This window comes from Halorubrum halophilum (assembly GCF_000739595.1).
GTDB classification, from domain to species: Archaea; Halobacteriota; Halobacteria; order Halobacteriales; family Haloferacaceae; genus Halorubrum; species Halorubrum halophilum.
In genome coordinates this window covers 80,579-98,410 of record NZ_BBJP01000012.1, presented here as the reverse complement: position 1 = coordinate 98,410, position 17,832 = coordinate 80,579, and the positions used below count along the sequence as shown (strand labels likewise).

At 67.4% G+C, this 17,832-nt stretch carries 19 protein-coding genes; 7 read left to right on the top strand and 12 right to left on the bottom strand.

The window, feature by feature from the left end; genetic code table 11:
• Window positions 1–248, bottom strand: a 248-nt coding sequence (locus ACP96_RS04320; protein WP_449272134.1) for an HVO_0234 family beta-propeller protein, incomplete at its 3' end; no start/stop codon positions are given.
• 131 nt (window positions 249–379) lie between these two features.
• Between ACP96_RS04320 and ACP96_RS04315 the strand changes: the two genes are divergently transcribed.
• The gene (locus ACP96_RS04315) at window positions 380–1,363 is read left to right on the top strand and encodes a nucleoside recognition protein (RefSeq protein WP_050032361.1); all 984 of its coding nucleotides are present in this window, start codon (window positions 380–382) and stop codon (window positions 1,361–1,363) included.
• Between the two features lie 64 nt (window positions 1,364–1,427).
• On the opposite strand, the gene ACP96_RS04310 is transcribed toward ACP96_RS04315, so the two are convergent.
• The 4 genes from ACP96_RS04310 to ACP96_RS04295 form a co-directional block, all read right to left on the bottom strand.
• A complete protein-coding gene (locus ACP96_RS04310) occupies window positions 1,428–2,483 on the bottom strand; it encodes an ABC transporter permease (protein ID WP_050032360.1) in 1,056 nt (351 codons plus the stop codon).
• Window positions 2,476–4,452 (bottom strand): ABC transporter permease, encoded by a 1,977-nt coding sequence (locus tag ACP96_RS04305; protein ID WP_050032359.1) that lies wholly within the window; start codon window positions 4,450–4,452, stop codon window positions 2,476–2,478. Before ACP96_RS04305 ends, ACP96_RS04310 begins: the two co-directional genes overlap by 8 nt.
• Entirely contained in the window at window positions 4,449–5,465 is a 1,017-nt protein-coding gene (locus ACP96_RS04300) for an ABC transporter ATP-binding protein (protein WP_050032357.1), read from the bottom strand. The genes ACP96_RS04305 and ACP96_RS04300 overlap by 4 nt, the downstream gene beginning before the upstream one ends.
• Before the next feature lie 132 nt (window positions 5,466–5,597).
• Window positions 5,598–6,674 (bottom strand): succinylglutamate desuccinylase/aspartoacylase family protein, encoded by a 1,077-nt coding sequence (locus tag ACP96_RS04295; protein ID WP_050032355.1) that lies wholly within the window; start codon window positions 6,672–6,674, stop codon window positions 5,598–5,600.
• Between the two features lie 109 nt (window positions 6,675–6,783).
• Between ACP96_RS04295 and ACP96_RS04290 the strand changes: the two genes are divergently transcribed.
• Window positions 6,784–7,764, top strand: a complete 981-nt coding sequence (locus ACP96_RS04290) for a hypothetical protein (protein WP_050032354.1) — start codon at window positions 6,784–6,786, stop codon at window positions 7,762–7,764.
• A gap of 30 nt (window positions 7,765–7,794) precedes the next feature.
• Here ACP96_RS04290 and ACP96_RS04285 read toward each other — a convergent pair whose 3' ends face one another.
• Window positions 7,795–8,310 carry a CNNM domain-containing protein gene (locus ACP96_RS04285; protein WP_050024525.1) on the bottom strand — a complete coding sequence of 172 codons (516 nt, stop codon included), beginning with the start codon at window positions 8,308–8,310 and terminating at the stop codon, window positions 7,795–7,797.
• Between the two features lie 377 nt (window positions 8,311–8,687).
• Between ACP96_RS04285 and ACP96_RS04280 the strand changes: the two genes are divergently transcribed.
• Window positions 8,688–9,215, top strand: a complete 528-nt coding sequence (locus ACP96_RS04280; RefSeq protein ID WP_161785349.1) for an SRPBCC family protein — start codon at window positions 8,688–8,690, stop codon at window positions 9,213–9,215.
• 27 nt (window positions 9,216–9,242) lie between these two features.
• Here the strand turns inward: ACP96_RS04280 and ACP96_RS04275 are convergent, their stop codons facing one another.
• Window positions 9,243–9,725, bottom strand: coding sequence for a VOC family protein (locus tag ACP96_RS04275; protein WP_050032352.1), 483 nt, complete (start codon window positions 9,723–9,725; stop codon window positions 9,243–9,245).
• Between the two features lie 81 nt (window positions 9,726–9,806).
• Window positions 9,807–10,256, bottom strand: a complete 450-nt coding sequence (locus ACP96_RS04270) for a DoxX family membrane protein (RefSeq protein WP_050032375.1) — start codon at window positions 10,254–10,256, stop codon at window positions 9,807–9,809.
• Window positions 10,257–10,325: 69 nt separating this feature from the next.
• Between ACP96_RS04270 and ACP96_RS04265 the strand changes: the two genes are divergently transcribed.
• Entirely contained in the window at window positions 10,326–10,751 is a 426-nt protein-coding gene (locus tag ACP96_RS04265; RefSeq protein WP_050024523.1) for a winged helix-turn-helix transcriptional regulator, read from the top strand.
• Window positions 10,752–10,754: 3 nt separating this feature from the next.
• On the opposite strand, the gene ACP96_RS04260 is transcribed toward ACP96_RS04265, so the two are convergent.
• Both ACP96_RS04260 and ACP96_RS04255 read right to left on the bottom strand, forming a co-directional pair.
• Window positions 10,755–10,976, bottom strand: a complete 222-nt coding sequence (locus tag ACP96_RS04260) for a hypothetical protein (protein ID WP_050032350.1) — start codon at window positions 10,974–10,976, stop codon at window positions 10,755–10,757.
• 282 nt (window positions 10,977–11,258) lie between these two features.
• Window positions 11,259–12,128, bottom strand: a complete 870-nt coding sequence (locus ACP96_RS04255; RefSeq protein ID WP_050032349.1) for a hypothetical protein — start codon at window positions 12,126–12,128, stop codon at window positions 11,259–11,261.
• 128 nt (window positions 12,129–12,256) lie between these two features.
• Here ACP96_RS04255 and ACP96_RS04250 point away from each other — a divergent pair, with 128 nt between their 5' ends.
• A complete protein-coding gene (locus ACP96_RS04250) occupies window positions 12,257–12,730 on the top strand; it encodes a hypothetical protein (protein ID WP_050032374.1) in 474 nt (157 codons plus the stop codon).
• 10 nt (window positions 12,731–12,740) lie between these two features.
• Here the strand turns inward: ACP96_RS04250 and ACP96_RS04245 are convergent, their stop codons facing one another.
• Window positions 12,741–13,019: an acylphosphatase gene (locus tag ACP96_RS04245; protein WP_050024517.1), complete on the bottom strand. Its 279-nt coding sequence runs from the start codon at window positions 13,017–13,019 to the stop codon at window positions 12,741–12,743.
• A 116-nt stretch (window positions 13,020–13,135) separates the two neighbouring features.
• On the opposite strand from ACP96_RS04245, the gene ACP96_RS04240 reads away from it, so the two are divergent.
• On the top strand, window positions 13,136–14,614 hold the full coding sequence (locus ACP96_RS04240) for a phosphomannomutase (protein ID WP_050032348.1): 1,479 nt from the start codon (window positions 13,136–13,138) through the stop codon (window positions 14,612–14,614).
• Window positions 14,615–14,685: 71 nt separating this feature from the next.
• Here ACP96_RS04240 and ACP96_RS04235 read toward each other — a convergent pair whose 3' ends face one another.
• Window positions 14,686–15,402 (bottom strand): hypothetical protein, encoded by a 717-nt coding sequence (locus tag ACP96_RS04235; RefSeq protein WP_237561611.1) that lies wholly within the window; start codon window positions 15,400–15,402, stop codon window positions 14,686–14,688.
• 1,213 nt (window positions 15,403–16,615) lie between these two features.
• Here ACP96_RS04235 and ACP96_RS04230 point away from each other — a divergent pair.
• Window positions 16,616–17,776, top strand: coding sequence for a BMP family lipoprotein (locus ACP96_RS04230; RefSeq protein ID WP_050032346.1), 1,161 nt, complete (start codon window positions 16,616–16,618; stop codon window positions 17,774–17,776).
• Window positions 17,777–17,832: the final 56 nt, after the last annotated feature.

The window sequence follows — 17,832 nt, the reverse complement described above, 5'->3', positions numbered from 1 at the left end:
CCGACGACGGCGACGTGCAGGCCGTCCGCGGTCGCGATCCCGACGAGATCCGGACCGTCGTCGCGGGCGAGGACCGCGACATCGCGGGCGGGCTCGCGGGCGACCATGTCGAACGCGCCGACCTTGTCGGCCGAGAGCGCCACCCGGACGACGCCGCTCTCGGTGGCGACGTACGCGTCGGTGCGGCCCGCCGTCCCGGCGTACACGCGCTTCTCCTCGATCGAGATGTCGTCTTCGGCGGGTGCCATTGGCGGGGGTTCGGTCGGGGGTCGCATAAGCCCCGCGCGGTGGGCCGAGGGCGGTGGGGAGTCACCCGATCCGCTCCGCCCGGTTCGCCCGTTCCGACGCCCATTAGGTCGCCGACCGCGAAGGGACGGGCGTGCAATCGGTCGCCGCCGAACTCGTCGCCCTGCTCGTCGAGGTGGCCCCGCGGATCGCGCGCATCGCGGCGTTCATTGCGGTCGGCGTCTTCGCCGCCAACGTCGCGGTCGCGTTCGGACTGATCCGGTACGTCGCCGGGCTCGCCGGGTGGCTCACCCGACCCGCGAACCTCCCCGACGAGGTCGGCACCGCCATCTTGACGACCGCGGCGTCGACCACGGCGGGGTACGCCACGCTCGCTGAGTACCGGGAGTCCGGGCTGCTGGACGACCGTGCGACGCTGGTCGCCGTGACCATCAACACGTTCTTCGGGTTCGTTCAGCACGTGTTCACCTACTACATCCCCGTGTTGATCCCTATTTTGGGGATCGAAACGGGAGTCACCTACGTCTCCGCGCGCGCCGGGATCGCGCTGGCGATCACCGTCACCGGCGTGCTCGCGGGCGGGGTCCTCCTGTCCGAGCGCAACGTCGACCGCAGCGCGCTCGCCGAGGTCGACGCGAGCGGTCCCGACGCCGACGACCGCACGAGCCGGGAGCGCGTCCGCGAGGCCGGCGAGAAGTCGTGGTCCACCCTCCGCCGGATCGTCCCGCGGCTCGCGGTCGTCTACACCCTCGTGATCGGACTCATCAACAACGTCGACGTCGAGGCCCTGACGAGCGTCGCCGAGCCGATCACCGGCGTCCTCGGGCTCCCCGGCGCCGCGGTCCCCGTGATCGCCGTCTACACCCTCGACACGACCGCCGGCGCGGTGACGCTCGCCGGCGCCGCCGAGGGGACCTTCACCGTCCGGACCGCGGTCGCGAGCCTGCTTATCGGGGGGATCCTCTCGTTCGCCGTCTCCACGTTCCGGCGCTCGATCCCCTTCCAGTACGGGATCTGGGGCGCCGAGTTCGGCACGAAGGTGATCGCCGTCAACACCGCCCTGAAGCTCGTCTTCATCTCGATCACCGTCGGGCTGTTGCTCGCGCCGGTGTGGTGAGGGACGCTGTCGGCGCTACGCGCCGGCGACGCCACCGCCGTGTTCAGTTATCAGCGATCGTCGCTCACTTCTCGAACCCGTTCTCCGCGACGAGCGTCCGAACCCCGACGTACGCCACCGCGGCGATACCGACGTAGGCGACCACCAGCGCGGTCGTCGTCGCGTCGGCGCTGTCGATCGCGAGCCGCGCGACCGCGTTGGCGGGACCGCCGGCCATCGCCGTGGCGCCGCCGAAGAGCACCAGCACGCCGATCGAGTAGAGGAACTGGGCGGCCCGTCGGTCGGGCGCGAGCGCCGCGATGGCGAGCGCGAGCGCGACGACGAGGGCGGTGAGCGCGGTCATGAGAATGAGGATCGAGGGGACGTTGGCGACCGGCGTCCCGTTCGCGCGGAGGAGGAGGAGCCAGAGGAGCGCCTGTCCGGGGGCGATCGCGACCGCCGCCAGCGCCTTCCCGTCGACGATCTCCCCGAGCGTGACGGGCGCGACGCGGAGCAGCTCGAAGGTCCCCTCGTCGATCTCCTCGGTGATCGAGTCGACCACGAGCGACCCCGAGATGAAGACGGGGAGGAAGACGAGCACCGGGATCAACACGGTGTAGGTGAACGTGAAGTACGGGCTGGTGCCGGTACGCTCCGGGAGGGGGAGCGGCGACTCGCTCAGGAACGCGGCCCGGTCCGCGCGCTCCTGTCGCTCGTAGGTCCGGAGGAGATCGCGGAGCTGCACGACGATCACGGTCGTCTCCACCGTGGCGTCCGGAGCGGTGACCACCGCCGAGATCCCGCCGTCGTCGTTGCGGTTCGCGACCACCACCGCGTCGGCGGCGCTGCGGTCGAAGGCGAGCCGCGCCGCGGCGGCGTCGTCGTAGCGCGTGACCGACGCCCCGTCGACCTCGCTCGCGGCGCGTTCGAGGTCGCTCACCGCGTCGCCGGCGCCCGCCACCTCGACCTCCGCGCCGCCGAGCGAGCCGGGGTCGTACATCGAGACGAGCCCGACCACGAGGAACGACGAGAACGCGGCGATGAACAGCTGGATCGCGATCGCGAGCAGGATCGTCTTCTCCGCGCGCAGCCCCGACAGCTCCCGCCCGGCGATCGTCAGTCTGCTGTCGCGGTTACGCATAGAGGCGCACCACCCCGAAGTTGTACGCGGCGTGGATCAGCGTCGCCAGCGCCAGCGTCAGGACGTAGTACGTCCGGCTCCGGCTCGCGCCCACCGCGGCGACGGTCGTCGCGAACCCGTGGAGGAGGAGGGGCGCGAAGAACAGCCCCGCAATCGCGATCGGCGGGAGTCCCTCCATCCCCGCCACGCTCCCGAACGCGGCGCGGCCGACGTACAGCTCCGTGAGCCCGACCGCCTGCACGACCGCGGTGGCCTTCTCCGCGAGGAAGAAGCCGACCGCCGAGGCGCTCCCGACCGCGACGGCGACCCGATCGGTCCGGGCGAAGGCGCCGCGCTCGAACCCGGCGTAGAGGTGGACGCTCTTGGCGACCTCCTCGATGAACGCGATCGTGACTAAGAGCACGGGGATCGACACGGTCACCGGCAGCGCGAAGAGCAGCGCGACGGCCAGTAGCTCCGCGACGAACACGAAGGGGATCGTGCAGGCCGTGAGGAACGCGACCGGGGCGAGCGCGCGGAGTCGCGCTCGCGGCGATCCCCTCGACCCCGATCCTCCCTCGCCGACCGATCCGAGTCGCACCGCCAGCGCGTCGAGGAACTTCCGGCCGACGGGCTTCTGGGTGAACATGTCCTCCTCGCGGTACACCCCGAGCCCGAGCCCGAACAGGAGCGCCGCCCCCAGCGCCATCGGGACGGTCGAGAAGAGGATCTCTCCCAGTCCGACCGCCTCGCCCTGCAGGTCGAAGACGACCAGCGTGAGCGGCGAGACGAGCGCCACGGGGGTGACGTTCGTGAAGATCGCCGGCACGAACGCGTACGTCGTGAGGAGGACGCTCACCCCCACCGTCACGAAGGTGAGCTCCTTGAACGACCGCGCGAACATCGCGCCGACGAACGTCGCCGCGAGGAAGGCCAACGCCACCGGGAGCACGGCGACCACCGAGAGCGCCCCGCCCCCCACGGCGACCGCGATGAGCGTCGTGACGAGCGCCGCGACCGCGACGTACGGAAGCGTCTTCCCCGCGACGATGTCGACCGGCGAGAGCGGCGTGACGAGCAGTGGCTCCCCGCGCCGGTTCGTCCGCTCGTCGAGCACCGACGAGCCGTACGCCTGGATGAGGAAGTTCATCGGCACGAGGAAGACGAACGCCAAGAGCAGCGAGACGAACGGGAAGGGGGGCGATATCGACCCCGGCGACCCGACCGTGTCGGCGCCGAACGCCGCGCCGCCGACCGAGGGGACCGCGAACCCGCCGTCCTCGCTTCCCCCGCTGTCGCTCGCGGCGTCGCCGGTTCCGCCGCTCCCGTCGGCGGAGTCGCCACCTCCCTCGCCGGACCCGTCGCCGTCTCCGGATCCCGTACCGCTTCCGCCGTCGCCGCCTCCGCCGTCGTCCCCACCGAGCGTGGACTCCTCGTCGAGCCCGCCGTTCCGGCCGACGTACTGGAGGGTAACGGTGATCGGGAACGCGGCGGTTCGGTTCTCCTCGGCCGCCATCAGTCGCTCGTTGTGCGTCTCGACCGCCTCTCGGAACTCGGCGGCCGCGGCCTCGCCCTTTCGGGTGTCGCTGGCGCGAACGGTGACCGTCTCGACGCTGATCCCGTCTCCGCTTCCGTCGATGGATCTCCCGTCGAGTACGACGAGGTCGGCGGTCTCTCCGAGCGAGGCGCTCCCGAGGGGAACGGCCGTGAGCGCCGGCGCCTCCTCTACCGCGTCCGCGTACGGCGAGTCGCCGTCGACGGCGACGCGGTACACGTCGCGATCGACGTCGAGCCCGACGACGCCGGCCGCGAGCCCGCCGCCGAGGACGCCGCCGGCGACGAGCAGGAGCGCGAGCGCCGCGAGCAGGGTCCGGCGGTCGACGCCGCCGCTCGCCCGAGCCGTCTCCCAGCGGGCGACGCGGAGGATCCGCCGGAGTCGACGCTGGGCGCGACCGACTCGCTGGCGGATTCGGTCGAGTCGATCGGTCACTCGACCCCCTCCGCTTCCGTCGACCGATCCGCGTCTGTCTCCACAGTCGGTTCCGTGCCCCCACCGCCTCCGGTGTACCGCCCCGGCATCGGCCGCCCGACGATGTCGAGGAACACGTCCTCTAAGCTCGGCTCTCGCGTGCGGATGTCCACGACCTCGCCGCCGGCCGCCGCGGCGGCCTCGCGGACCGCTTCGACCGCGTCCATCGTCGGCACGGTCGTGCGGAACCGGTCGCCGACTTCCTCGGTCGCGGCGTCGAGGTCGCCGGGGTCGTCGATGTCGGCGAAAGTCTCGACCAGCGCGTCGGTCAGCGCAGGCGCCACGTCGGTGAACACCCGGTAGGCCGTCTCGCCGTGTCGCTCGCGGATCCCCTCGACGCTCCCGCGGGCGACGATCCGGCCCTCGTTCATCACCGCGACGCGGTCGCAGACGGACTCGACGTGATAGAGGTTGTGAGCCGAGAAAACGACCGTTTTCCCGGTCTCGCGCAGCTCGCGGGTGAACTCCAGCACGGAGTTCGTCGTCACCGGGTCGAGCCCGGATGCCGGCTCGTCGTACACGAGCACGTCGGGGTCGTTGACGAGCGACCGGGCGATGGCGACCTTGCGTTTCATCCCCTTCGACATGTCGCCGAGCCGGCGCTCGCGGTGGTCCAGTTCGAGGCGGTCGAGCGCGGCCTCGATCCGCTCGTTCGCGGCCTCGCGCGGCACGTCGTACAGGTCAGCGAAGAAACGCAGGTACGACAGCGGCGTCATCTCCTCGTAGAGCGGCGACTCCTCGGGGAGGAAGCCCAGCTGCCGGCGCATCTCCGGGTCGTCCGAGGCGAAGCCGGCGACCTCGACCTCGCCGTCGGTCGGGTCGACGAGCCCGGCGAGCACCTTCAGCGTGGTCGTCTTCCCGGCGCCGTTCGGGCCGACGATACCGAACACCTCGCCCGCTTCGACGGAGAAGGTGCTGTCGACGACGGCCGCGAAGTCGCCGTACGTCTTCCGCAGCCCCTCCACTTCGATCATGCGCTCGGGTCCGCCGTCGGGCGGGTTAAAGCCACGCCCGCGGCTATCACCCGCGAGAACGCGGCGGGGTGTGGGCGGAGGGGCGGGCGGTGTGAGAGCAGCGGCGGGAGGAGGAGCGGGAGTACCGACCCGTCAGTCGTCGCCCCACGAGTCGCCGTGCGAGCGATACCCGTCGAACTCGCCGATCTCGATCTCGCGTTCGATCTCGTCGAGCGTCGTCCCGTCGACTCGGACGATGTGGCAGAGGGGGTGGCCCGGCGCGGCGACGGGGTTCTCCAGCGATCCGAGAATCAGCCCGTCGAAGGGGGCCTCGACCGCGTGCTCCTCCGTCTTGAAGTGGTTCGTGATCGTGCAGATCGTCTCTCCCTCGTAGACGAGCGGGTAGGGCCCCCACTCCATCTCGACGAGCCCGCCGGTGTCGGCGCGCAGCCACCGCTTCGTGCTATCGGCGGCGGTCGACTGGAACCACCCCGGCCAGTGGACCGCCTCGCCGGGCGTGAGCTCGTACTCGGCGAGGACGCTCTCGACCCCCTCTAACGCCTTCTCGATGAGAACCGGTTGGAACCGGTGGGCGCGCCCCATCTCGACCGTGACCGTCGGGATCCCGTCCGCGGTCGCCGTCGATCGGAGCGACCCCTGGTCGCCGGTCCCGTACAGCACCACGTTCGTCGCGAACGCCCGGGCGAGCCGCCGGACGCCGGGGTCGTCGAGGTCGGCGCGGGCGTGGTAGATCGTTGTCCGATTCCGGGTGGACGTGTGGAAGTCGAGCCCGAGGTCGCACTGCGAGACGAACCGCCGGTAGATCCGGTTCGCCATCCGCTCGGTGGTGTTCGAGCGCTCCTTCCCCGGGAACGACCGGTTCATGTCCTGATCGTAGATGGGAGTGTCGCGCCGCTGCGCCTCGTAGGCGGGGACGTTACAGACGTGGAGACAGACCAGCGTGCCGTGGATATCGGCGGGCGAGTAGCGGTCCGCGACCTCCTGGACCACCTTGACCCCGTTGAGCTCGTCGCCGTGGATCCCAGCACTCAAGAAGAGAGTCGGTCCGCCCCCCTCGCCGTTGATGATCGTCACCGGCATCTCGATGGGGTCGCCGAGGTAGGTCTCGCCGATTTCGTATCGGATGTGTCGCTTCTCGCCGGGCTCGACCTCGGCGTCGTACCGGAACGGTTCGGGCTCCGGATGCGCCTCGGACTGCGGATCGCTCATACACCGTGGTCGGGAGAAGCCGGTAAAACCGTTGGGCTGTGGGGTGGTGAGGAGACGGCGGGCTCCCCTGCCGGTACCCTTACGGCGTCTCTGCGTGAACACCCTCCGTATGCGCGATCGACGGGGGGTCACGGAGGGGCGCGACGACGCGCCGGACGGTGCCGGCGGCACCGCCACGTCCGATCACCCGGGCGAGCAGGCTGAGGACGCGGCATCCGGGGAGCCAGACGGAGCCGTCGGCGAGGGCGGCGACGCCGCGATCGATCCCGCGGTCGCGGCGACGACCCGCGAGGAGCTGCGTACCACGTTCGACTATCAGGTCGAGCGGCTCCGTGAGATCGACAACAAGGCGATCGAGATTCTGAAGGCGAACCTGCTGCTCATCGGGATCGTCGTCACCGGCGGCTCGATCGTCGTCCAGACGACGGTGGATCTCGCCGTCTTCCTGAACCCCTTCACCGTGGTCGGCGGGCTCCTCCTGCTCGCGTCGACCGGGCTGGCCGCGGTCACCTACACCGCCTCGGACCTCCGCGGCGGGCTGGATCTCACGGCTGTCGACGCCGTGATCGCCGCCGAACGCGGGGAGGGGAAAGGAGAGAGGGAGCGGGAGAAGGTGGGATCACGGGGTTCAGGCGACGGCGACCCCGAGTTCGACGAGCGGCTCCTCCGGAGTTACGCCGAGTGGATCGACTACAACGCCCGCGTCACCGCGGTCAACGACCTGCTGGCGACGGTGACGGTGCTGTTGATCTTCGTCGCCTTCGTCTACGTGATCGCCGGCGTCGTCGTGGGGGCGGCGGGACTCACGCCCGTGGAATCGTGGACCTCTTTCGCCGTTCTCACGGCCTTCTCGGCCGCGTTCACGTGGGTCTCGGCCCACATGGACCACCTCGGTCCTGAGACGACGCACCCGGCGGCGTCGTTCGCGGGGATCCCGCTCTCGAAGGGCGGGGACAGGGGGCAGGCGTGGTCGTCGCTGCGGGCGATGCTCGGGCGGGCGCCCACCGAGGAGGAAGAGCTCGGGATTGCGACGACCGAGCCGGTGGCCGATGACGGAGAGGGCCGGGGCGCCGAGGATCTGGACCGGTGAAATCGGAGAAGAATCCGGAATACAGGCGACTCACTCCGTGTACGGTTTCTCGATGTTCGCGTCGCCGCTGATGTACGCGTTCATCCGACGGGTGATCCCGTCGAACAGCGTGATCAGAGGCGAGAGGAGGCGTTCGACCAGTCGGATCGGAGACGCGATCCGCAGCGACCACCGCTCGGCATTCCCGAGGCCGAAGGCCTTGGGGACGATCTCGCCGAACACGAGGACGAGAAAGCTCGTACAGACGGTCGTCACCGCGATCGCGCTGCCCGCGGGGAGGTAACTGGCAACCAGCATGGTCACGATACTGGAGATCGCGATGTTGACGACGTTGTTCCCGACGAGCAACGTCACCAGTAGCCGGTGAGGGTCGTCGTAGAGCTCCTTCAGAACGCGCGCTCGGGGATCGTCCGTGGCGGCCTGCTGCTCGAACCACTCCGCCGGCAGCGAGAAGATCGCGGTCTCCGAACTTGAGAAGAACGCGCTGAGCGCCAAAAGCACCGTTACCGTCGCGATCCCGGCCAACCCGAGTGTGACTCCGACCATACGATCTATTTAAAAACAACGTCAAAGAGAGTGTCGGCCGAACGCCGGCGATCGAAGCGGAGACGCTCCGCTCTCACGTCGATGCGCGAAGCGGTGTCAATCACGGGGTCTAGGAGTCCGGAATCGCGGGAACGCGCTACTCCTCTTCCTCTTCTTCCTCGACGGGGACCCGTCCTCGTTCCCAGACCCCCTTCGCCGATGTGTCGTTCGGTGCCGTGTGCGAGACGTCTTTCATGGTGTCGCGGTCGTCTGCCATCTTAACGCAGGCTAGCGAGGATCTCCGTATTAACCCTTCGTGGAAAGAGATAATGAGACCTGATACCATTTAAGGAATTAATATGTGTCGGCTTATCTACGACGAGACCGTGGAACGGATCGTGAATTACCGGTCCCACCTCGGCGGCGAATCGGACGAGCGTTTCGATCTGGGGAACTGTCCCGACGAGTCGGTGTCGACGGTCGTCCGCGAGGGAGCGACGCTCGCCGTGGGCCGCGATGTCGCGGTCGCGCCGGCGGTCGCCGCCGAGTACCTCCGCGACACCCGCAGGTGGCCCGACTGGGGGCCGGCGATCGAAGCCGTCGAGAGCGACGACCGCTACGTGACCCGCGGGACGAGGGGACAGGTCCGCGTCGCCGGCGCGTGGCTCCCGTTCCGCGTGACCGCGTGCAACGATCGACGCTGGGACTGGCGGGTCTCCGGGATCCCGGCGACCGGGCACCGCGTCGACAGCTACGCCGGGGAGTCGGACCGCAGCCGCGTCGTCGTCGAGGTGCCGCTTGTCGCGGCTTGGTACGTGCCCGTCTGCCGCCGCGCGCTGGACCGGTTCGCGGCGCTGGTCGAGGAGCGGTCGGGAGAGAAATCGACCGAGCGCGCGATCGAGGTCGACACCGTCGACGACGACTGACGGTCCCGGTTCGCTTTCCGCGACCGATCAGTTCTCGTACCCTTCCGCGAACGGGTCGATCTCCTCGCTGCCGGGCTCCTCCTCGTCGCGGGTGAACCCCGGTCCCTCGGTCGCCAGCTCGAAGACGAGCCCGTCGGGGTCGCTGAAGTAGATGCTCTTGAAGTAAGTCCGGTCCTTCACCTCGGAGACGCGCACCCCCTGCTCGCGGAGGTGTTCCTGCCACTCGCGGAGCGTCTCCTCGTCCTCGACGCCGAACGCGAAGTGGTGGCTCGCGCCCGGCCCGGGGGCCCCCTGCGAGTTCGGGTACTCGAAGTAGGTGACGTTGGTCCCCGGCTCGCCCGTCGGCGTCGACGAGAAGTAGTAGTGGGGCGTCCCCGGGTCGTCGTAGTTCTGCGTCCGCTTGACCGTGTGCCAGCCGAGGGCGTCCTCGTAGAACGCGACGGTCTCGTCCATGTCGGTGCAGATGTTCGTCACGTGGTGCAGTCCGGTCGTCGGTGGAGCGTCAGTCATGTCTGTGTGATCGGTTGTCGGGGGGACAGTTAGTGGTAGGGGTGGTCGAGAAGGCGAGTCAGTATCCGTCAGTTCGACGGCTCAGAACAGCCCGAGGCCGACCGCGTACGGCCACGCGGTGCCGCCGACCGCCAGCAGCGCGAGCGCGGCGCCGGCGCCGTAGACGTTCTTGAGGAAGCTCGTCATCTCGCTCTGCTTCTCCTCCGGGTCGTCGACCGACCAGAAGTCGTGCATCGTCACGGCGGAGACGAGCAGGAACGCCGCGAGCGCGCCGGCCGCGAGGACGGGGAACGCGCCGGCCGCGACGCCGAGCCCGCCGAGCACGAGGACGAGCCCGGAGGCGACCACCGAGAAGCGCGGCGCCGGGAGGCCCTTGAACCCGGCGTATCCGGTCATGGTGTCGAGGTCCATGAAGTGGTTCAGGCCCATGAACGCGAGCGTGGCGCCGAACAGGATCCGACCGATCAGGAAGAGTTCGCCCGCGAGGGGAGCGTCGAACTGCAGTGGTAGCGTCGTGATTTCTGCTAACATCATGTAACTACGTATACGGACGTAACCTATTTATCGCTTCCCGGACAATAGCGTTAGTAGGTAACCCCGATGTCATCGCAGGAACTCGCCGGCTCCGATCCGGCGGAAACGACCGACGCAGAGGTCGACACGGACACGTCTACCGCCTCGGATGCATCTTCCCCCCCGGACGCGTCTTCGGCACCGGACACGCCGTGTCCCGTCGTCGACTCGCTCGAACAGATCGGCTCGCGTTGGCGACTCGTCGTCCTCCACGAGCTGTTGAACGGCGAGTCCCGGTTCAACGAGCTGAAACGCGAGACAGACGCGAACGCCCGGACGCTCTCGCGCGTGCTCGACGACCTGCAGGAGACCGGATTCGTCGACCGCCGGCTGGAGGAGGACTCGCCCGTGGCGACCTACTACAGCCTCACGCCGAAGGGGGAGTCGCTGGCGCCCGTGTTCGAGGAGATCGACGACTGGGCCCACGAGTGGCTCGCCGAGTGCAGTAACTGACTGTCAGTTCGGCCGCGTCGATCCCGGAGCCGCCCGTCTGATCGCCGGCCAGAAGGGAACGAGAAGCACCGCAGCGACGACCGCCAGCGTCGGCACGGTCCACTCGATCGGGAGCCACACGCCCACGAGGACGGCCGTGAGACCGAAGACGGCCACCAAGTAGACGCCGACGAGGATCTCGACGGAGCGGAACCGGTCGGAGACCGGAGAGGGAATCGGAGCCATGATGATGGAACGGTTGGGCGTGTGTCGAATCGAACGCCCTCGAAATACGTTTTGTGCCCGCCGAATCCCTTCACACATCAACCGCACGGCACCTCACTCCTCCCCAACCTCGCCGCTCACGCCCTACGGGCGTTCGCGGCGTCCCTCGCGCGTGCTGACTCGCGACCGCCTTCGGCGGCCGCTCGCAGGCACGCGCCACCGCCTCATTTATAAATAAGCGGCGCAGGCGATCGGAACGGTTTATATATCGTGTCGCCGCGTCGCGTGGCCGCCGCGCCGCTTTCACACGTGCCGTCGCGCGAACGCGTACAGGTCCGGGAGCACGTACGCCACCGCACCCACCACGAGAGCGATCACGAACGGGACCCCCCACGGGCTGTACCCGTCAAGTTGTATCGACAATCGGAGCAGCCCGGCGGCCTCCACGAGCGGCTGTACGAGGTACACGCTCGCACCGACCGCCGCGGCTGCCGGCGCGTGAACCGCCGAGACCCGATACCCGTACGCGCTGCCGACGATGAGAGCGAGACCGAGAGCACCCACGAAGAGGGCATAGATGAACTCACCGAGCCCGCCGAGCGGACCCGGGCCGTAGACCGTGAACTCGTACACGCGCTCGTTCGCGAACACGTAGTACAGTCCTCCCTCCTCGGGAGCCTCCTCGATGTCGATTCCGGTGTCGCCTGCAGCGGCGTCGAATCCCTCGGGCATCGGTCTCGTGAGCGAGACGCTGCCGTCGTCGGTCTCCGTCGCCAGCGTGAAGAAACGCTGTCCCCGTTCGGGGAGCTCCTCGTACTCGAAGGCGAACCCCTCGCAGTCGCGGAACACGACGCTGACCCCTCCCGAGTCGGTGTCGTCCGTCGGGAGTAGGCACGCGAGTTCGCCGCCGTCCCTGACGAAGTTCCAAGTCCCCGACCGGAACTCGGACGGGAGATCCTCGACCGCGACTTCACCGCGATCGGAGCCAGCGTCGACGACGTCCTGCGTCGGCCCGGAGAGGTCCGCATAGCGATGGACCTCGCTGTCAGTTTGATCCACCACGTACGTTACCGGGCCTGGGTCCGTCGCGTCGCCGGCGGCGGCGGTAACGAGACCTACTCCGACGACGAACAGACAGAGGGCTGCGAGAAGTTTTGGTGATGGGCGGTCCATAAGCGCTACCAATTCTCCGACGGTGTATGTGCTTTGTGCGGTCGCGACTCGCCGACGGCGCTCCCGGCGCGGTCGAAAGGCGCACTCCCGCCGAAACGCACACACTTCTCCGGCGCTTACCGATCGGCGTGTACGCCGGACTGAAGAACACCCCCTGTTGCCTGTGCGGCCGCGACGACACCCACACCCGGATCGCGGTGCCGCCGCGGGCGATCCGGCTCATGGCGAACGGTGAGCCGATCGCGTGGCGCGACGTGGTGGGCACGGTGACGCTCCGTTTCTGCGCCGACGACTGGGAGCTCGTGAGCGATCTGGCCATCGAGATGGACACGCACCCGCTCTCGCGCTGTAACGCGGCGCACGTCTCGCTCGACCTCCGCGAGGACCACGAGGCGCTGCTGTCGGCGACCAAGGCGGAAACCGATCAGACGGAACTGGAGTCGCGGCTCGTTTCGGAGGCAGAGGCGACGCTCGACGCGGTCGACGACCCCTACACCGAGGAGCGCGACGTGGTCGAGGCGATCGTGGTGTTGCGCGCGTTAGAGGAACTCGGCGTGCGGGACTCGCCGGGCGACGCCGCAGCACTCGCGGACGACGACTGACTCCGCCGTCTCACCACCGAACCTCGAACCCGTCCAGTCCCTCCGGCTCCTCGTAGGTCGCGTCGACGTCGTCGACGTCGGCTGCCTTGCTCCCCGTCTCGCACCACGCGACCATCTCGTCGACGGCCGCCTCCGGCCCCTCGAAGACGGCCTCGACGCGCCCGTCGTCGAGGTTTCGCACCCAGCCGTCGACGCCTCTCTCTTGGGCGGTGTCGCGGGTCGTCGCGCGGTAGTAGACTCCCTGTACGCGTCCCGAGACGTACACGTGTGCTCGCGTTCGGTCGGTCATCGGCCGTGGCTGCGTCCGCCGCCGATTTAAAAACCGTGGGGGCCGTCGCGGGGGACCGACCCCGCTCGCGACCCGCAACCGACGACTTCTAACGGAACGCGGGCGAAACCACGGATATGGACTTGTTCGGAACCGCGGGGATCCGCGGCAGCGCCGAGACCCGCGTGACGCCCGATCTCGCGCTGGCCGTCGGTCGCGCGGTTGCGGCCGAGGTACGATCGGCCGAAGACGACGGAAAGACCGCCGAGATCGTCCTCGCCCGCGACGGGCGCGTGACCGGGCCGGCGATCGCGGCCGCGATGGAGTCGGGGCTCGCCTCGGGCGGCGTGCGGGTGCTCCGCGCCGGGCGGCTGCCGACGCCGGCGCTCGCGCACGCCTCGCAGGGGCGCTACGGCGTGATGCTCACGGCCTCGCACAACCCGCCGACCGACAACGGGATCAAGCTGTTCCGGGACGGCAGCGAGTTCGACCGCGAGGCCGAGCGCGCCGTCGAGGAGCGCGTCGCGGGCGAGGAGCCGCCCGCGGCGTGGGACGAGTGGACCGAGACCGAACGCGTCGACACCCTCGGCGGCTACCTCGACGCGGTCCGCGCGTACGCGGCGGGGTTCGGCGACGACCTCGACGGCCTCCGGGTGGCGGTCGACTGCGGGAACGGGATGTCCGCGCCCGCGACCCCGGCCGTCCTGCGGGAGCTGGGCGCCGAGGTCGTCACGCTCAACGGGAACGTCGACGGTCACTTCCCCGGTCGCGGGAGCAAGCCGACCCCCGAAACCCTGCGGGACCTCCGGGCGTTCGTCGCCGACGCCAACGAGGGCATCGAGCGCCCGGGGCGCCCGGGCGCAGACGGCGGGGACGGCGAGGACGAGGAGACCGCGGGCGACGCCGAGGGGTTCGCCTTCGGCATCGGCCACGACGGGGACTCCGACCGCATCGTCATCGTCGACGCCGACGGCGACGTGGTCCACGAGGACACCGTCCTGGCGCTGCTCGCCGAGCGGTACACCCGCGAGAGCGACGCCGCGGACCCGGTGGTCGTGACGACCCCGAACGCCTCCGGCCGGATCGACGAGCGCGTTCGCGAGGCCGGCGGGCGAGTCGAACGCGTCCGGCTCGGCGCGCTCCACGAGGGCATCGCGGCGGTGCGAGCGGCGAGCGCCCCCGGCGACGACACCCGCGTCGTCTTCGCCGCCGAGCCGTGGAAGCACATTCACGTCGGCTTCGGCGAGTGGATCGACGGGGTGGCGTCGGCGGCGGTGATCGCGCGCCTCGTCGCTGAGTCGGGACTCGACGCGCTCCGCGAGCCGATCACGGAGCGCCCGTACCGCAAGGTCAGCGTCGACTGCCCGGACGCGGACAAGTCCGGCGTGATGTACCGGCTGGAGACGACCCTGCCCGACGCCTTCCCGGACGCGACGGTCGACACCGACCACGGGGTCCGGCTGGAGTTCCCGGACGCGTCGTGGACGCTGGTGCGTCCCTCCGGCACGGAGCCGTACGTGCGGGTGTACGCCGAGAGCGACGCGGTCGACGAGCTGACCGAGAACGTCGAGGCCGTCGTTGAGGACGCGGTGGCCGCGGTCGGCGACGCCGAGTAGCCGTCCGCTCCGTCACCGGCGATATCGGGTCGTCTTGGCTCTGTTGAAATCCTCTGATATTTACACATATATTAATCCCATTTGACACTAAAATCGTCTGTCTGAGGGTCTAAACTCCCTATCCACGCTCTGATCGCCCCCATCGGAACTAAATAGAGCAACCACACGGCCCGTGAATCTAGATCGGTACCCGTCCCGATAATCACAAAGCTGACGGGAACAACCACAAAGACCAACATCAGAAACAACTCAAAGACGGGAGCAAACGCGAAGGCCATCGCGTCTGCCGGCGATTTATCTTGATATAACCGGTTGACGATGAAATAGCGCCAGACGCGCGATAGCTGAAAGAAAATAATGCCAGCAATTGTGAGCCCGACTGAGAGGGGAAGTCCTGAATCCAAATCATAACCGGAAAGGAAAGGAGTCATGATTACTGTAAGAATGAAAGCTGGGATAACCGCCTTTCGCAAAACGTAGTTGATATTCCGCCGGTATACCGGCGGTATTAGACCAATCGGCTGAATTGAAGTGGGCTCTTCATCCCAAGAATCCCCATCGAGATCATCCACGGACTGTGGCGTGAACAACGCGACAGAAAAGAACAGGAGGTTGATGATCGCTATCTCGATGAGATAGATGACAGCGATTTCAAGAAGACTCCACTCAAATACGACCACTCCAAGAATGAGTGCAGAGTTCAGAATACACGCCAAAACGAAATCGCGGGACTCTCTGAGCATTCCGGGTATTGTTTTGCTACCCCCCGTCTGACTACTCGTTCCCATCTATCTACACATTCCTTCGGCAACTGTTTATTTGTCTCTGTTGAACATTCTCCTTCAGATACAACACGACATGACCATCTGTGGCGGCTCTGTTGAAATACTCAGGAAATGATATATTCTGACCGGATGTGGTCAGTACAGAGGACTCACGGCTCGCTCAGTACAGATTATCCAAGAGATGAGTGAATTCGCTCTCTGTATTGGGGGTTTCCGTAGATACCGATAGCAACCACGAGTAACGATATACTAGCGGTGACCAACGAGCCAATCGGACCTCTCCATTCCGGGCCGAAGAATAGTCCACTGAGGCTAATTAAAAAGCCCAGAACGCCCATAAACACAAGTATCCACCCTAACGCACCGGACAGGATCCTGCCGATTTGTTCGGTTAACACGACAATTTTTGAAGGGCCTGCCATACGTTGTCTCTTGATTCAATATTAATGTGCTTTCGGGTAGGTAGCACTCTTCAGCGACCGGCTGTTTCAGACGATAATGTGTCTGAAGAAGAGGATTTCAACAGAGCCGTCGTCTTCAAACCTTTTCGATCGTTCCTGATAAATCACGAATATGTGTACGATCCCCGATCGATCGCGGCGGATCGACGACGATATCTCCGCGGTATAGCGCGAACGTGCATTGACATCCTCCTCCGCGTAAACGCGGAGGAATCCCGAGCGGTGGGAGTTTCAGGTTTACAGTCCAGTCAGTTGACTACCAGGCCTTTCGGGCACGGGTGGTCCCACAGTGTCGGACTGGTGGACTGCTGGCCATGCCAAATGGCCGTTACCCCTATCCTCGACCGTCTACGGCGTCCCAGTGTTGTTTTTGCCACGGGAACGCAGGCAGGCATCACCGGAGTTGGGGGTATCGCCTGACTCGCTTCGAGCAGTCTGCACAGACACACCCTTCGAGGATGTAGCGTTCACTGACTGCCCTTTCAGATACTGCCTCGTTACGCGGGCGGACAGGCCGCCTCTGAAGGACGGTTCGGAATCCGCTCCGTTCCGGCCGATTCCTAGCTCTGTATAGAGCGGCCTGTCAGTTAAATCTCCGTATGTGAAACTCAAAACAGACGTTCGGCCGGTGGATTGCTTCCCACCATGTCGGCTTCATCACCCGCCTGAAGGCGGGTGTATTCGCCTTCTAGTCTCTATAATGGGACGGAGAGAGCGACGAATTTATGCCGCGTACCCGCCCCGTTGTAGGTGACATGGCATCCGACTTCGATCGGCGGCGGTTCCTCAAGGCGGCGAGCGCGGCGGGCCTCGTGGGCCTCGCCGGCTGTAGCGGCGGCCCGAGCGGCGACGGCTCGGACGGCTCTGACGGGTCCGACGGCAACGAAAGCTCCGATGGCTCTGACGGCTCCGATGGCTCTGACGGCTCCGATGGCTCCGACGGGTCCGACGCGTCCGCGACGGTCGGCATCGTCTACTCCGACGGCGGCCTCGGCGACAACTCGTTCAACGACGCGGCCAAGCAGGGAATCCTCGACGCCGAGGAGGAGTTCGGCATCGAGTACGACGAGTCGGAGCCGGACGGCACCGGCGAGTTCGGACAGTACCAGCAGCGCTACGCGAGCTCGACGGAGCCGGACTACGACCTGGTCTCCTGTATCGGGTTCAACCAGGGCGACGCGCTCACCGAGACCGCGCCGCAGTTCCCCGACCAGGACTTCATGGTCGTCGACACCGTGGTCGAGGAGTCGAACGTCGCGAGCTACCTGTTCCGCGAGCACGAGGGCTCGTTCCTGATGGGCGTACTCGCCGCGAACCTGACCGAGACCGACTTCTCCGCGGGGGCGGGCTCGACCGCGCCCGACTCGACGAACGTCGGGTTCATCGGCGGCGTCGACAGCCCGGTCATCCGCCGGTTCCAGGCCGGCTTCGAGGCCGGCGTCGACTACGCATCCGACGACGTCGACGTCACCACGAGCTACGTCGGCAGCTACGCCGACCCCTCGGGCGGGCAGGAGCAGGCGCTGTCGATGTACCAGAGCGGTGCCGACATCGTCTACCACGCGGCGGGCGCGACGGGCGTCGGCGTGTTCCAGGCCGCACAGGAGGAGGGCCGGTTCGCGTTCGGCGTCGACCAGGACCAGTCCGTCTCCGAGGAGTCGTTCGCCGACGTGATCTTAGCGTCGATGGTGAAGCGTGTCGACACCGCGGTGTACGAGTCGATCTCGAACGTCATCGACGACGACCACCAGGGCGGCGAGACCGTCGCGCTCGGGCTGGAGTCAAACGGCGTCGAGTGCGTCTACGGCCAGGAGATCGGCGACGAGGTGCCCGACGAGGTCGTGACCGCGGTCTCGGACGCGCGCCAGGAGATCATCGACGGGAACATCGAAGTCCCGGAGACCACGAGCAACTGATCGCGGCGAGCGACTGATCGCGACTGATCGCGGCGGACAGCGGGCGACTGATCGCC

Excerpts from the sequence above, each read along its gene's own strand:
- ACP96_RS04310 (WP_050032360.1), bottom strand. The coding sequence starts at position 2,483 with ATGCGTAACCGCGACAGCAGACTGACGATCGCCGGGCGGGAGCTGTCG.
- ACP96_RS04300 (WP_050032357.1), bottom strand. The coding sequence starts at position 5,465 with ATGATCGAAGTGGAGGGGCTGCGGAAGACGTACGGCGACTTCGCGGCC.
- ACP96_RS04295 (WP_050032355.1), bottom strand. The coding sequence starts at position 6,674 with ATGAGCGATCCGCAGTCCGAGGCGCATCCGGAGCCCGAACCGTTCCGG.
- ACP96_RS04290 (WP_050032354.1), top strand. The coding sequence starts at position 6,784 with ATGCGCGATCGACGGGGGGTCACGGAGGGGCGCGACGACGCGCCGGAC.
- ACP96_RS04285 (WP_050024525.1), bottom strand. The coding sequence starts at position 8,310 with ATGGTCGGAGTCACACTCGGGTTGGCCGGGATCGCGACGGTAACGGTG.
- ACP96_RS04275 (WP_050032352.1), bottom strand. The coding sequence starts at position 9,725 with ATGACTGACGCTCCACCGACGACCGGACTGCACCACGTGACGAACATC.
- ACP96_RS04270 (WP_050032375.1), bottom strand. The coding sequence starts at position 10,256 with ATGTTAGCAGAAATCACGACGCTACCACTGCAGTTCGACGCTCCCCTC.
- ACP96_RS04265 (WP_050024523.1), top strand. The coding sequence starts at position 10,326 with ATGTCATCGCAGGAACTCGCCGGCTCCGATCCGGCGGAAACGACCGAC.
- ACP96_RS04260 (WP_050032350.1), bottom strand. The coding sequence starts at position 10,976 with ATGGCTCCGATTCCCTCTCCGGTCTCCGACCGGTTCCGCTCCGTCGAG.
- ACP96_RS04255 (WP_050032349.1), bottom strand. The coding sequence starts at position 12,128 with ATGGACCGCCCATCACCAAAACTTCTCGCAGCCCTCTGTCTGTTCGTC.
- ACP96_RS04245 (WP_050024517.1), bottom strand. The coding sequence starts at position 13,019 with ATGACCGACCGAACGCGAGCACACGTGTACGTCTCGGGACGCGTACAG.
- ACP96_RS04240 (WP_050032348.1), top strand. The coding sequence starts at position 13,136 with ATGGACTTGTTCGGAACCGCGGGGATCCGCGGCAGCGCCGAGACCCGC.
- ACP96_RS04235 (WP_237561611.1), bottom strand. The coding sequence starts at position 15,402 with ATGGGAACGAGTAGTCAGACGGGGGGTAGCAAAACAATACCCGGAATG.
- ACP96_RS04230 (WP_050032346.1), top strand. The coding sequence starts at position 16,616 with ATGGCATCCGACTTCGATCGGCGGCGGTTCCTCAAGGCGGCGAGCGCG.